The sequence below is a fragment of the Mycobacterium angelicum genome, assembly GCF_002086155.1.
Taxonomy (GTDB): domain Bacteria; phylum Actinomycetota; class Actinomycetes; order Mycobacteriales; family Mycobacteriaceae; genus Mycobacterium; species Mycobacterium angelicum.
Map to the genome: position 1 here is coordinate 1 of NZ_MVHE01000055.1, position 14335 is coordinate 14335.

Consider the following 14335-nt stretch of genomic DNA (forward strand, 5'->3'; position numbering starts at 1 on the left):
ACCAGTGGATACCTCTACTTGGCCACCAGTGGGTACTTTTTCATGGCCACGGACACGAGTCGCAGATGAAACGTTTTTAACGGCAGCGAGAGCCAATTGCCTGCTCACAGGGGGTGACTAGCGATTTCTTGGACAGACGATACGATCCACCGCGTGTCGAACGTGCTCCCACCGCCGCCTGTCTCACCACCGTGGCCACCAGCAGCAGTGCCCCTCAAGAATCGGGCACCCCGATGGCTAAGCATTGTTTCACTGGTATTAGCACTGGTCGCGATCGGTATTGGCCTAAGCTCATGGATGCGCCCGATGCAAACTGGTGAGCCATCTGCTACTCCACCTGCACCTATCTACTCTGATCGGCAGATTACTGATGCTAAGGCATTGGTATGTGCTGCATACGAGAAAGTGCACCACGCCTTGGTCTTGAGTTCCGGCCGCAACGGCGACAGTGACCCGACTGCCATATTAGCGGTCGCTACAAGCGGACGACAGGTGCTCGACGCCGGGAGCCGCTATCTATTGATGAAACTTTCAAAAGAACCAGCTACTCCTGCTGACCTCGCAACCGCAATTCGAAGACTCGCTGATTCGTATCAGGAATTGACTATCGATTACTTGGACGGCCTCACGAATTCAGACGCTGAACTAGGACCGTCGTTGCAAGCTTCTGACGAAGCTACGTCAACAATCGAACGGCTATGCAAATGAGTGATCTGCCTCCCGGCAAATGGTCGCCCCTTCTTGTCGGCCACGTTTGGCCAGAAAGCAGCGCCTTGGCCGCCATCGACGCCGGCAGTGCTCATCGTGCACTACTTGAATCGGAATATTATGGCCTTGAGGCTACGTTAGAAAGGGCGCGGTTAGCGCAGCTCTCACAGCAGGAAGGCATTACAATTGAAGACCTGCGTGGTATTTTTCTGCGTGGCGAAGACCTGGCACGCCGTATTGCGAAAAAAAATGGCGTAAAGAAGATTGCATACAATACCTCCCGTGACAGCGCATTGACCCTCCAGCAGGAATTGTACGACGTCGCCATCCGGGGTAATGCTGAGATCGAAGATATTGAAAACTCCAAAAAGCCTACTGGCATAAAGATTGAGCAAATTGTCCTAAAAGTGGAACAGTATCAGCGAGACGCAAACTCATGTGCGGGCAGGTGCCAAGAAAGCATAATTGATTCTATACAGAATATCGTCAAGCATGAGGAAAAAGGCCAGTCAGCTCGACAATTTTTGCAAGAGCAAGGAATCGACCTAGGGCAGCTGTCACTTCAACCTGACCATAAAGCGATCGAGAACCAAGTACGTAGCTCGCTGTCAAAGCCCGGCTCGACAGCTAACTTAACCAGCAATCTTGAGACAGCGCCGGAGGCCGGGGCGACCGTGTCCGATCGGGAATTATCGGCAACCGAAATGTCAAATTTCACTAGCAATCTTGGAACAGCTTCAGATGGTCGATATGCTGCCGTAAATGGAACGCGGCCGCATGTCCCGACTGCTAGCCTGACTAGCAATCTCGGAGGCGCAGCAGGACCTCCTCCAACCCGAACACCTGCATCTCCCTCCCCCACCCCTCTAACTGGGCTGCCGGTTGTACCGACACCAGGGTTGCAAGTCACGACAGAACCGGGCACGTTTCATTCGACTTTAACCGCGCCATTGGCTCCCACTACGAACGGGCAATTACCGCTTTTGGCCGCAGGCTCTCCCGCGGCTCCCGCCGAAATGATGCAAAGCTTCAACAAAGGAATGGAATCCGGCGCGCCTTTCTCCGCACCGGCCAATGCCGTACCGACGAGTCCGATGTCGCACACCGAACCGCAGCTACCGTCGACGGCACCAACTGCCCCATCCGCGGGCATTGGCACTCCGGTGCATGCGCCAGCGTTCGACTCGCCTCCACCAGTCCAACACGCACCCGCCCCCGAAACTCCCCCACCGCCAATCGTGGCCGGATCGGTGGCACCGAACCCCACCCCGCCACTCACCGGAACAACTGGTCAACTACCGACCTACGGCGCCGACCTACGACCCGCAGTGCCAACAGCGACTCCAGCCGCACCTCCCCCAGCACCACCGCCACCACTATCCGCTACGCCGAGTTCGGCGCCGGTACACCCTTCGGCGGGCCAAGCCAGTGCAAATCAACCCCCAGTCGTCCGCCAAGCGCCGCCACCAACCAGCACGACACCACCCTCGAACGTCGGCACCCAAGTCGTCGTCGCCACCGCCAGCGGTGCCGTCGCCGGGACAGCGTCGGCCGACGCCGCCGAGCGGGCCCGCTTACGGAAGATCGTCACCGCGGTGGCCCGTCAACAACCCAAACTCGCGTGGGCAGCCGGCGACCGAGCCGACAACACCACCGTCCTGGCAACCGATTTGGCCAGCGGATGGATTCCACCGGACATCGCACTCCCCGTCGCGGTGACACTCCTGCAGCCCGCGCGACGCAGCGGCAATCTGGAAGCCTTGCTCGGCGAGGTCAATATCGCTGAGGCCTACACCCCGATACATCATGTGCCCGAAGAGGACGAACCACTCCCAACCTCGCCTCGGCCCCGCCAAGCCGAGACTATCGACGAATTCGCCTGGGAATTATGCCAAGCCACGCAGTGGCGCGATGGGCTACCTCGTTTGGCCCACACTCTGGCCAAGGCCGCCTGTGCGGGCACCGGCGTGCTGGACTCCGAAATCGATATCCTCCATGAGCATCTGGCAACGACGGGCGCGAAAGTACTCGACAGCTATCCCGGAAACGTCGATGCCCACGACGTCGGCAACTGGCAACTCCTAGCTGCCATCGACGCACTAACCGCAGGCGACAAAACGGCAGCCAACTATCACTTCGCCTGGTTTCAAGCCTGCGCCCGATGATCCAGCGTAATCCGGTGCCGCCCAGGCAAAACCGCAACCGGCGACACAGCGGTCTGATCATCGAGCCGCACTTCCACCCCGTCAGCCAACCCGCCGAGCGTAATCTGCACGGCAGTATCAGTAGCCACCTGAATGGTCGATGACGGCAGTGAGGCCAACCCGGCCCGTTCGACGTCCACCCGAAGGCTCGCAACGCCTTTCAGCCGCAGCGTGAGGTACGGCAGCGCACCGACCGGCGCCCCCACCCGCCACTCCAACTCGGTGTAGAGCCCTGGCGTCGGGTCGAAGTGCGGGACGAAGCCGCGGTGTCGACGAGTGGTGTGCGTCGAGTCGGGTCTGGCATACGACCGCGCGTCGATCTGCGCGGTTGCCCCGCGCCGAGCGACCACCTCCGGGTCAGCGACAAGTTCCGACAGCCACCACACCTGATGCGGCCCAATACCAAGATCTGAGCGGACCAACTGCGGATACCACACGAACGTGATGTGGCCCGGATCCGCTTGGCGCAGACCGGTTCCCATGTGCGCAATCGGATCATCAAATTCGTCCTGGAACACCCACGCGATGTGATCCTCGAGCGGATAGACGGTAAACCGATACCGGTAGCCCAGCCGATCGAATTCGAGCACCTGCTCGGCAACCGAAGCAAACGGCACCAACTCGTCGACCAGGCCGTGCGCGATCACGTACGGAAGCCACCGCGCATTCGGCAGCAACCCCCAGGTGTCACCTTCGCGGGCGCACGGCGTATCGAGATCGAGGTCGGCCGGAATGTCGACGTAGGGCCATAGCCGCACGCCACACGTCGGCGGGCCGGCCAGCACAACCGCCTGCGCGAACACCTCCGGATAGCTCAGCCCCAGCTTGTACGCCGCATAGCCACCCATCGAATAGCCAGAAATCACAGTGCGATTCGGGTCGGCACCCAGCTGCTCGGCTGACCGCGCCCACGCCTCCCAAACGTCAAGCTCGCCGGTGTCGAAGTACCACGTTGACGGCCCGCGAGCCAACGGCGTCACCACCACCGAGCAGCGCGTCTCACACACTTCATGCAATAAACGCGGCTCGATCGCGGCGAACTGTGACTGTCCCAGGGCAAGCGAATGCAACAGCAGCGTCAGCGGCAGCTTCTGGCCAGGCGCATACGTGGACGGCAGACACACCGAATAGGGCTGCACTCGCCCGAGAAATTGCGGCTTGGTGTCCAACACACTGCCCTCGGCAACACCTTGGCCCAGTTCGACCGAGGACACGTACCAGCGTGTCGAAGCACCGGTGACCACCGGCTCGGGCGTCGTCTGGTGAGCAGCTAGTTGGTCCCATACCACGGCGACTGCGAACTCGGAGACATCGCCGCTGGTTAACGCGGCGGCCTGAGCCGCGTCGGACCAGAAGTTCAGATGCTGCTTCTCCTGCTCGTGGGTGCGAAACGCGACGTTGTACACGTTGGGCTGGCCGGGCAACGCGCCGTGGGCTGCTGACACGTCGGTGAACCCGTCACCCGCGGCGTTCGCCAGTCCAGCGACCAGCCGAACTGTCCAGGTCCCAGTCGGCTCCAACGCAGACCGCGGAACCTGGGCAAGAAATGACCGAGCCGGCAAGTCGACACTGAACTCGACCGGTGTGACGGCCTGCGTGGTCAAGTCGATGAGCCGGGCACTGCGACCCGAAACCAGCAGCGCCATATCGATACCTGCGGAGTGAACGCCCGCCCCGGCCGGCCACTCGTCCGACGCCGCACGGTCGCGGTCGGTGTCGAAGGCAAATAAGGCGATCGGCACCGTGGCGTCGAGCAGCGTGTTCCAGTCGACCCGCCACCAAGTGTGGGTTTCGGTAAGCCCGATCGCGACCCGGAAGATGTCGGCGCCGTTGTTGGCCGCGGGTCCAGCGGGATAAACGTAGGTGCCGCGCGGTGGCGCCTGGATCTTCAGATCCCCGACCGGCAGGCCTGTCGCGCCGTGGTCGTCGTAGAGGAAGTCCGTCCAGAACAGCGCCCCGCCGGCGACCCTGCCGGTACCACAGGTTCGCGGAAAGTCCTCGCCAAACGGCCATCCCGACGGCACCGGAAGTGCGGGTTCCGGCCGCAGCGCAGCCGGTGGCACGCCCTCGGGCATCCCGTCGACCACCACGAGTTCGGCCGGCGGTGCCGGCGCACGCGAGACGGGATGTACCACCGCGTCGGCGATGTGGCGAGCGATGCGAAACGGAAGCAGGGTGAGGTCCAATAAAGACACCACGCCAACCTACTTGGCGCATCTGACATCTCGCCGCTAGGACACAGGCACCACGGTCAGCTCGTGGGGCCGGTTGTTGACGGATAAGGCGCCGTCCTCGGTCACAACGACGATGTCCTCGATGCGCGCCCCCCACCGTCCTGGGAAATAGATGCCCGGCTCGATGGAAAACGCCATGCCCGCGGCTAGCGGCAGATCATTGCCGGACACGATGTAAGGCTCTTCATGCACGCACAGCCCGATGCCATGCCCGGTGCGGTGCACGAAATACTCCGCCAGCCCGGCCTCGGCCAGGACCGAGCGGGCCGCGGCGTCGACCTGCTCGGCCGTCACCCCCGGACGAACCGCATCGTAGGCAGCGCGCTGCGCCCGCTGCAGAAGCGAATACTGTTGCGCCACTTCATGACCGGGTTCGCCAATGCTGTAGGTGCGGGTCGAGTCGGAATGGTAACCCGGGCCGTACGTCCCGCCGATATCGACGACGACGATGTCGCCTGCCTGCAGTTCGCGATCCGAATATCCGTGGTGTGGGTCAGCGCCATGCGGGCCGGAGCCCACGATGATGAACGCCACCTCCGAATGTCCTTCGGCGACAATCGCTTCGGCGATGTCAGCGGCTACGTCGGCCTCAGTGCGTCCCGGCACCAAGAACTTTGGCACCCGCGCATGCACCCGATCGATCGCCGCACCGGCCTTGCGAAGCGCGTCTATCTCGGCGTCCTCTTTAACCATCCGCAACTGGCGCAGCACTGCGGTGGCCAATATCGGTGTCGCACCAAGAACATCCGCCAGCGGTAACAGATGCAATGCCGGCATGGAGTCGGCGACGGCTGCCCGCATACCGCCCAAGGCAGCACCGACCAACTGATAGGGATTTTCGCCGTCGACCCAATCCCGCACGGCCAGGCCCAATTCCACCGCAGCGGAGTCCTTGAGTGAAGCCAGCTCGAGCCGCGGCAGCACCACCGTCGGCTCACCCACAGCCGGCACCACGAGCGCAGTCAGCCGCTCGAACGTGTCAGCACGCGAGCCGATGAGATACCGCAGGTCGTAGCCCGGAGTAATCACCAGGCCGGCCAACCCGGCATCAGCGGTTGCGGCCGCCGCAGCGGTCAACCGTCGGCGATACACCTCGGAGTCGAATCGGCGAGAGTCCACGCCAGCCAGGCTAAACGAGAGGGCCTGGCAGGATTATCCGCATGCCCGCACCCCTCCTATTGCTCGACGGCGCCAGCATGTGGTTTCGCTCGTACTTCGGCGTGCCGTCGTCGATCAAGGCTCCCGACGGCCGCCCGGTCAACGCGGTGCGGGGCTTCATCGACTCCATGGCGGTGGTGATCACCCAGCAGCGTCCTAGCCGCCTGGCAGTGTGCCTGGACCTGGATTGGCGACCCCAGTTCCGGGTGGACCTCATCCCGTCGTACAAGGCGCATCGGGTCGCCGAGCCCGAGCCCGAAGGCCAGGCCGACATCGAGGAAGTCCCCGACGAGCTGACCCCGCAGGTCGACATGATCATGGAGCTACTGGAAGCCTTCGGGATTCCCACCGCGGGTTCGCCCGGCTACGAGGCCGACGACGTATTGGGCACGCTGGCGGCGCAGGAACGCAGCGATCCGGTGGTCGTCGTGAGCGGAGATCGCGATCTGCTGCAGGTTGTTGCCGACGATCCGGTCCCCGTTCGAGTGCTCTACCTGGGCCGTGGGCTGTCCAAAGCCACACTGTTCGGGCCCGCCGAAGTGGCCGAACACTATGGCGTGCCGGCGGATCGGGCCGGCGCGGCCTACGCCGAACTCGCGTTGTTGCGCGGCGATCCGTCCGACGGCCTGCCGGGTGTGCCAGGCGTTGGAGAGAAGACAGCGGCAACACTGCTGGCTCAACACGGCTCGCTGGAGAACATCGTGGCGGCCGCCCAAGATCCGAATTCCAAGATGGCCAAGGGACTACGCGCCAAATTGCGCGCCGCAACGGACTACATCGAGGCCGCAGGCCAAGTGGTTCGCGTTGCCACCGACGCACCCGTCACGTTGTCAACGACGACAGACAAATTGCCGCTGGCAGCAGCCGACGCCAAGCGCACCGCCGAACTGGCCAACCGATACGGCGTTGGGTCGTCGATCGGTCGCCTGCAGAAAGCGCTCGACGCGCTGCCTGGGTGACCGGTCTCCGCACACCGGAAATCCCAAGAGATAGCGCATGCGATATCTACTTTCAGAGCGCACTATCCGGTCGCCTGGACGGCGCTACTGAAAGCTAGGCAACGTACTACTGCGGCCGGCCGACCTCGTAGGTGCCCTTGTCGTCCTGGAACGTCACCGTCACATGCTTCGCGGCGCCGTCGATGCTGACGGTGCACTCGAAGGTGGCTCCCTTTTTGACAGTCGGGTCTGCGCCGTTGTTGCACTTGACGTCTTTGACGTTCTTGGCGCCGTAGCCGGTGGTCTCGTCAGTCAGGATCTGCTGCACGCCGGAGTTGGCCTTATTGATGTCCAGCTTCGTGGTGACGAAGAACCCGGGCTGCCAGAAACCGGTGATCAGGATGCCGATGACGAACAGCGCGACGATGCCGCCGACCACGCCGACGATCAACCCCGTGGAACGCTTGGCGCCCTTACCGGACTGGTCATAGGGCTGCCCGGGGTACTGGCCGGGTGGGGCATATTGCGGAGGCTGTCCCGGCTGTCCCGGTTGCCCGGGCTGACCGTATTGCGGCGGCTGACCGTACTGCCCCGGCTGCTGGTACTGGCCGGGTTGCTGGAACTGCGGCGGAGCACCGTACTGGGTTGCCTGCGAGTTGAAGTCGGGTTGCCCGTATCCAGGCGTTGACTGCGGATACTGCTGCGGGTAAGCCGGATCCGCCGGCTGCTGGTACTGGGGGTACTCGGTGGGCGTGTACGCCGGCGCGTGCCACGTGGCGTCCTGGCCCTGCCCCGGCTGCTGCCAGGGCGATCCGGCCATCGTCGGGTCCGAGGAATGATCGCCCCCCTGGCCGGGCTGTTGCCACGGCTGCCTAGGGTCTGATCCCTGCGGTCCGCTCATCGTCTCTCCTCAGTCCGTGCTGGTCGCATTCTGCGATGTAACCGTAGCTCCGGCCCAGCCTACCCGGCGTCAACTGCAACGACGCCGCGCCGAATGTCATTGATAGCGCGCTTGGCGGCGGCCCGCACTTCCGGGTCCGGGGCGGCGTTGCGAACTTGATCCAGTAGGTCGAGCACCTGACGGCACCAGCGTACGAAATCGCCTGCCGATAAAGGAGAACCAGTGCCCGTCCCGTCGGCGACGTCCAATGCCGCGGCCAGGTCACCGGTGCGCGCCCAGCGATAGATCACGCTGACAAAACCGTCGTCGGGTTCGCGGCTCGGGGCGATGCGGTGGGTCTGCTCGTCGGCGCGCAACGCGGTGGACAGTCTCAATGTCTGGTTCAGCGCCTGGCGCAGTATTGGGGTGGGCACATCGGCGCCGAAAGGTGCACTTGGGCCGTCGCCGCGTGATTCGTAAAGCACCGCCGACACCACCGCCGCCAGCTCGGGCGGCTTCAAACCGGCCCAGGCCCCTGCGCGGAGACACTCGGCCACCAAAAGGTCGCTCTCGCTATAGATTCGGGCCAGCAACCGGCCGTCGTCGGTAACCTCGGGATCGGTAGCCGGACCCGTGATGAACTCACGTTCGGTGAGCAGCCCCACGATGCGGTCGAACGTGCGCGCCAAGGAGTTGGTGGCGGCGGCGACCTTCTTCTCCAGCTGCCCGTTGTCCCGTTCGATACGAAGATAGCGTTCGGCCTGACGCATCTGTTCTTCTCGATCGGGGAAGCTGTGCGCGGGATGACGGCGCAACTCCTGCCGCAATATCGCCAGCTCGGGATCGTGAACCGCGCCCTCCTTGGCGCGGCGCGTGTCGGGAAGCACGAGCTCTGCTGCCGCCGATCGCAGCGCCGAAGCCAGATCGCGCCGCACCCGCGGCTGACGATGCTCGACGCGCTTGGGCAGCGTCATCGACCCGACCGGCGGCGTCGCACCCGAATAGTCGGCCGACGAAATGCGGCCCGCCCAGCGATGTTCGGTCAGCACCAGCGGCCGCGGGTCCTCGCTGTCCCGAGCCGATTCCAGCACCACCGCGAGGCCACCGCGGCGGCCCTGGGTAATGGTGATGATGTCGCCGCGGCGCAGCGCCGCCAGGGCGTCACTGGCGGCCTGACGGCGCTGCTGCCGGCTCGCGCGGGCCTGCGAACGCTCCAGCTCCGATATCCGCGCGCGCATCCGGGCGTATTCGAGGATGGGCGCGTCGTGCCCACCGAGTTCGGCGGCGATCTCGTCGAGCATCCGCTTGCCCCGCTCAATGCCGCGGACGATCCCGACGACGGATCGATCGGCTTGATACTGGGCGAACGACTGCTCGAGCAGCTGGTGGGCCTGTTTGGGGCCCAATCGGTGCACCAGGTTGATCGTCATGTTGTAGGACGGCGCAAACGAACTGCGCAGCGGAAAGGTGCGAGTGGAAGCCAAGCCCGCCACCTCGGACGGCTCCGAGGTGGCGTCGCTGGGATGCCAGAGCACCACCGCGTGGCCTTCCACGTCGATACCACGTCTACCGGCCCGACCGGTCAGCTGCGTGTACTCCCCCGGCGTCAGCGGCACATGCTGCTCGCCGTTGAACTTCACCAGTCGCTCCAGCACCACGGTGCGGGCCGGCATGTTGATACCGAGGGCCAAGGTTTCGGTGGCGAACACCGCCTTGACCAGGCCGGCGGCGAACAACTCCTCCACGGTGTGGCGGAACGCCGGCAACATCCCGGCGTGGTGGGCGGCCAGTCCGCGCAGCAGGCCTTCCCGCCATTCGTAGTAGCCGAGCACCGCCAGGTCGGCGTCGGCGAGATCGCCGCAGCGGTGGTCGATGACCTCGGCGATCCGGGCGCGTTCAGCTTCGGTGGTTAGCCGCAGCGGCGAGCGCAGGCACTGGGCGACGGCCGCGTCACAACCGGCCCGGGAGAACACGAAGGTGATCGCCGGCAACAGGCCGGCAGCATCCAGCATGGCGATCACATCCGGCCGCGAGGGCGGCCGATAGAACCGGGGACGGCCCTGCTGTTGACGCGGTGAGCGCCGACGGGGCTGCCAGTCACCCATCCGGTCGGCCTCGCGCCGATGCGCGATGTGACGCAGCAGGTCGGGGTTGACGTGCGGCTTGTCTTTGGCACCGGTCTCAACCCGGTAGTCGAACAGATCGAAAAGCCGCTTACCCACCAAGACGTGTTGCCACAGCGGGACCGGCCGGTGCTCGTCGACCACCACCGTCGTATCGCCGCGCACGGTTTGAATCCAGCCACCGAATTCCTCGGCGTTGCTCACCGTCGCCGAGAGGCTGACCAAGCGCACCTCGTCGGGCAGATGCAGGATCACCTCCTCCCATACCGGACCCCGCATCCGGTCGGCGAGGAAGTGCACCTCGTCCATGACTACGTACGAAAGTCCTTGCAGCGCAGGCGAATCAGCGTAGAGCATGTTGCGCAACACTTCGGTCGTCATCACCACGACGGGTGCGTCGGCGTTGACGGAGACGTCGCCGGTCAGCAGCCCAATCCGGTCTTTGCCGTAGCGCGCCGTGAGGTCGGTGTGCTTTTGATTGCTGAGCGCTTTGAGCGGTGTGGTGTAAAAGCATTTGCCTCCGGCGGCCAATGCCAGGTGTACGGCGAATTCGCCGACGACCGTTTTGCCCGCACCGGTGGGCGCGCAGACCAGCACACCGTGACCGCGCTCCAGCGCGGCACAGGCCCGGTGTTGAAAGTCGTCGAGTGCAAAGGGCAGTTCGGCGGCGAACCCGGGTAGCTCGACGAGATCTGTCACGCCGCCGCCTCGTCGCGGGAGGGTGCGCAAATGTACGTCAATAGCGGCGTGTCAGCGTACAGACCCGCACGCTCGCGGGGGTGGGGGCTAGGTGACGTCGTCATGCGGCCCGCCAATGACCGACGGCGCCGGCACCGGCGCTGGCGGATCGATGACCGACGCCTCGTCATCCGGGATCGCGATGGCTTCCCGCTTGGCTTTCCGCTTGTCGTGGATGCGGGCGATCTGAATGGCGAACTCCAGCAGCACGGTCAGCGCCATGCCCAAGGCCGTCATCGAAAACGGGTCCGAACCCGGCGTGAACACCGCCGCAAACACGAACATCGCAAAGATCAGGCCGCGGCGCCAGGACTTGAGCTTCTCGTAGGTCAGCATGCCGATCATGTTGAGCATGACGATCAGCAGCGGAAACTCGAAACTGACTCCAAAGACCACCAGCAGATTGATCAGGAAGCCGAAATACCGATCGCCGGACAGGGCGGTCACCTGCACGTCGCTGCCGACAGTCAACAGAAAGCCCAGCGCCTTGGACAAAACCAGATAGGCCAGCACCGCGCCCGCGACGAACAACAGCGCCGCCGGGATGACGAACGCCACCGCAAAGCGACGCTCCTTCTTGTACAGGCCGGGAGTGATGAACGCCCACAGCTCGTAGAACCACACCGGGCAAGCCAGCACCACCCCGGCGGTCATGCCGACCTTGAGCCGCAGCATGAATTGGTCGAACGGCGCGGTGGCCAACAACCGGCACTGCCCGTCCGCGCTGATGTCCGCCCGCGCCGACTGCGGCAGCGAGCAATAGGGGTGCCGCAGCCACTCGCCGAGACTTTCCAGCCCGAAGACCGAATGCGAGTACCAGATGAACCCGAAAATCGTGGTGGCCAGGATCGCGGCCATCGCAATCAGCAGCCGGGTGCGCAACTCCGTCAGATGGTCGACCAACGACATGGTCGCGTCAGGATTGACTCGGCTGCGCCTTTGACGCGGATTGAGCCGTTTGAGAAGACCGAAGGCGCGCGCAGAAACCCGGGGACCGTTCACGGCATTCGGTCAGTGATGCCGGGCTACGCCGGCCGCGCCTCGGTGTGACCGGGCTCCGCAGTGGTTGGCGGGTCTACACGCTGCGACTGCACCGGCGTGGGGCTCTCGATAGACGCTTCGGTCTTGTGCTCGTTCTGCATCTCGCGGACCTCAGATTTGAAGATGCGCATTGACTTGCCCAACGAGCGCGCCGCATCGGGGAGCTTCTTGGCACCGAACAGCACGATCACCACCACAGCGAGGATCGCCCAGTGCCACGGACTAAGACTGCCCACTTTGATTACCTCCAGACGTTGACCCGATGGTACCGCAGCCAAGCCCCCTCTCCGGGACAAGCAAGCAGCGCCGGCCGCGCGCGCCGCCGAGAACAGCGGTATCAGCCCAGTTCAGCCGCCTGGTAGGCCTGTACTGCCGCGGCTGCGGCCGCTCGTACCCGCTGCGCCAACGACTCCGGTGCCAGCACCTGAACATCGGAACCAAAGCCCAGCACCAGGCGCGTCATCCAACCTTCAGAGGCGTAGGTCATGGCCGCCTCGCAGGAACCGTCGGGGAGCTCGCGCACGTCGCGCATCGGGTAATACTCGAACATCCACGATGCCGACGGTGCTATCCGCAGCGTCGCCGATGGCAGTGCCGGGTCGCCGTCGAAAAGCGAGGTGTCCGGCGGTGCCTGCAACGCCGGTTCCGGCGGCACGGCCGGCTCTCCGAGTTCGACGGCGTCGACGATCCGGTCGAAGCGAAACAGCCGGACCCCTTCGGCCTCGCGTGACCACGCCTCCAAATAGCTCTGACCGCCGATCAGCAGCACCCGGATGGGATCCACCGTCCGGGTGGTCAGCGTGTCGTGCGACGCGGAGTAATAGTCGATGGTCAACGCGCGCTTGTCGCGCACAGCCGAACGCACCACCGCCGCAGCCCGGTTCTCGATGGGCGCCTGCTCGTCGACGGCGGTCACCGTACCCCCGTCGAGAACCGAGCCGACGGCGCCGGCCGCGGCCGCGATCTTGGCGATGGCGCTGCGCGCCGCCTGCGGATCGACCACGCCCGGAATGTCGCCCATTGCGCGCAACGCCACCAGCAAGCCGGTGGCCTCGGGTGACGTGAGCTTGAGCGGCCGGTCGATGCCGGCCGAAAACGTCACCTCGATGGTGTCGCCGGCGAATTCGAAATCGATGAGATCGCCTGGGTAGTAGCCGGGTAATCCGCACATCCACAGCTGGTTGAGGTCTTCCTCCAGCTGTCTGGTGGTGACGCCGAGTTCGGCGGCCGCCTCGGCGCGGGTGATCTTCGGGTTGGCCTGGAAGTACGGCACCATGTTGAGCAGCCGCACCAACCGAGTCGATACGGGCGTCATTGGGCCGCCTGGGCCCGCAACCGTGCCAATACCTCGTCGCGCAATGACGGCGGCTCCAGCACGATGGCGTCGGCGCCATAGCCGGTGATGTCGCGCGCTAAGCGGTCGCCGGCCACGACATCCAGCTCGATGACTTCGCCGTCACGGCCACCGAGTTGCCTGGGTCCAGTCGACCGCCCGGCACGGCGCAGCCCGGTGCCCCGCCCGTCGGCCACCCATACCGTCGCCCGGGTACCGGTCGCTGTCTGAGCGACCGTGCGGGCCACGATTGCGCGCAGATCCACGTCGTCAGGCACGGTGACCGCGCCGGCCGAGCCGATGGGCGTCACGTCGGCGCCGATCCGGGACAGCCGGAAGGTCCGGGTGGCGTCACGGTCGCGGTCGTGGCCGACGAGATACCAGCGGCCCTTGTCGGTGACCACGCCCCACGGTTCGACGGTTCTGGTGGTGAAGGGCTCGGTGCGCGAGGACCGATGCGGAAACTGCACCGCCTGCCGAGAATCGATGGCCGACAACAAGATTCCCAGCACGTCTTCCGAACCACGCAGGCCCGGAACGCCGGCCGGCGACGCGATGGCCACTGGAGTCCCCGAATCGAACGGGTCGACGTCCACGCCGGCCGCCCGCAGCTTGAGCAGGGCCCCCTGGGTTGCGGTGATCAATTCGGGCGACTCCCACAGTTGGGTCGCCACCGCCACCGCAGCCGCTTCGTCGGCAGTCAGCTCGACGGGAGGCAACGCGTAGGCGTCTCGATTGATGCGGTAACCCTCGGTGGGGTCCAGGTGTGACACCCGGCCCACTTCAAGCGGAATGCCGAGATCACGCAGCTCGTTCTTGTCGCGCTCGAACATCCGGGAAAACGCTTCGGCGCTGGGACTCTCCGCGTAGCCCGCCACGCTGGACCTGATCTTCTCGGCGGTGATGTAGCCACGAGTGGACAGCAGCGCAATGACGAGATTTACCAGCCGTTCGACTTTCGAGGTAGGCATTCGCTTG

11 protein-coding genes are annotated in these 14335 nt (G+C 64.6%); 2 read left to right on the top strand and 9 right to left on the bottom strand.

All coding sequences use genetic code 11. The features are described from left to right. Nucleotides 1-2143 precede the first annotated feature (2143 nt). On the bottom strand, nt 2144-2299 hold the full coding sequence (locus BST12_RS32195) for a hypothetical protein (protein WP_170062180.1): 156 nt from the start codon (nt 2297-2299) through the stop codon (nt 2144-2146). A gap of 4 nt (nt 2300-2303) precedes the next feature. Here BST12_RS32195 and BST12_RS22570 point away from each other — a divergent pair, with 4 nt between their 5' ends. Next, on the top strand, nt 2304-2873 hold the full coding sequence (locus BST12_RS22570; protein WP_083115486.1) for a DUF5631 domain-containing protein: 570 nt from the start codon (nt 2304-2306) through the stop codon (nt 2871-2873). Here BST12_RS22570 and BST12_RS22575 read toward each other — a convergent pair. Both BST12_RS22575 and BST12_RS22580 read right to left on the bottom strand, forming a co-directional pair. Then, nucleotides 2855-5107, bottom strand: coding sequence for an alpha/beta hydrolase-fold protein (locus BST12_RS22575; protein WP_083115511.1), 2253 nt, complete (start codon nt 5105-5107; stop codon nt 2855-2857). The genes BST12_RS22570 and BST12_RS22575 overlap by 19 nt on opposite strands. A 36-nt stretch (nt 5108-5143) precedes the next feature. Further along, the gene (locus BST12_RS22580) at nt 5144-6265 is read right to left on the bottom strand and encodes a M24 family metallopeptidase (protein ID WP_083115487.1); all 1122 of its coding nucleotides are present in this window, start codon (nt 6263-6265) and stop codon (nt 5144-5146) included. 41 nt (nt 6266-6306) lie between these two features. On the opposite strand from BST12_RS22580, the gene BST12_RS22585 reads away from it, so the two are divergent. Then, nucleotides 6307-7263 (top strand): 5'-3' exonuclease, encoded by a 957-nt coding sequence (locus BST12_RS22585; protein ID WP_083115488.1) that lies wholly within the window; start codon nt 6307-6309, stop codon nt 7261-7263. A 106-nt stretch (nt 7264-7369) separates the two neighbouring features. Here the strand turns inward: BST12_RS22585 and BST12_RS22590 are convergent, their stop codons facing one another. The 6 genes from BST12_RS22590 to BST12_RS22615 form a co-directional block, all read right to left on the bottom strand. Next, nucleotides 7370-8143 carry a DUF4333 domain-containing protein gene (locus BST12_RS22590; RefSeq protein ID WP_083115489.1) on the bottom strand — a complete coding sequence of 258 codons (774 nt, stop codon included), beginning with the start codon at nt 8141-8143 and terminating at the stop codon, nt 7370-7372. A 59-nt stretch (nt 8144-8202) separates the two neighbouring features. Continuing rightward, on the bottom strand, nt 8203-10944 hold the full coding sequence (locus BST12_RS22595; protein ID WP_083115490.1) for a DEAD/DEAH box helicase: 2742 nt from the start codon (nt 10942-10944) through the stop codon (nt 8203-8205). Between the two features lie 87 nt (nt 10945-11031). Beyond that, nucleotides 11032-11892 (bottom strand): twin-arginine translocase subunit TatC, encoded by an 861-nt coding sequence (gene tatC, locus BST12_RS22600; protein ID WP_083115491.1) that lies wholly within the window; start codon nt 11890-11892, stop codon nt 11032-11034. A 116-nt stretch (nt 11893-12008) separates the two neighbouring features. Next, nucleotides 12009-12260, bottom strand: coding sequence for a Sec-independent protein translocase subunit TatA (gene tatA, locus BST12_RS22605; protein WP_083115492.1), 252 nt, complete (start codon nt 12258-12260; stop codon nt 12009-12011). Between the two features lie 101 nt (nt 12261-12361). Continuing rightward, nucleotides 12362-13339: a helix-turn-helix transcriptional regulator gene (locus BST12_RS22610; protein ID WP_083115493.1), complete on the bottom strand. Its 978-nt coding sequence runs from the start codon at nt 13337-13339 to the stop codon at nt 12362-12364. Continuing rightward, nucleotides 13336-14328 carry a helix-turn-helix transcriptional regulator gene (locus BST12_RS22615; protein WP_083115494.1) on the bottom strand — a complete coding sequence of 331 codons (993 nt, stop codon included), beginning with the start codon at nt 14326-14328 and terminating at the stop codon, nt 13336-13338. Before BST12_RS22615 ends, BST12_RS22610 begins: the two co-directional genes overlap by 4 nt. Nucleotides 14329-14335 lie beyond the last annotated feature (7 nt).

Excerpts from the sequence above, each read along its gene's own strand:
- BST12_RS22585 (WP_083115488.1), top strand. The coding sequence starts at position 6,307 with ATGCCCGCACCCCTCCTATTGCTCGACGGCGCCAGCATGTGGTTTCGC.
- BST12_RS22590 (WP_083115489.1), bottom strand. The coding sequence starts at position 8,143 with ATGAGCGGACCGCAGGGATCAGACCCTAGGCAGCCGTGGCAACAGCCC.
- tatC (WP_083115491.1), bottom strand. The coding sequence starts at position 11,892 with ATGTCGTTGGTCGACCATCTGACGGAGTTGCGCACCCGGCTGCTGATT.
- BST12_RS22610 (WP_083115493.1), bottom strand. The coding sequence starts at position 13,339 with ATGACGCCCGTATCGACTCGGTTGGTGCGGCTGCTCAACATGGTGCCG.
- BST12_RS22615 (WP_083115494.1), bottom strand. The coding sequence starts at position 14,328 with ATGCCTACCTCGAAAGTCGAACGGCTGGTAAATCTCGTCATTGCGCTG.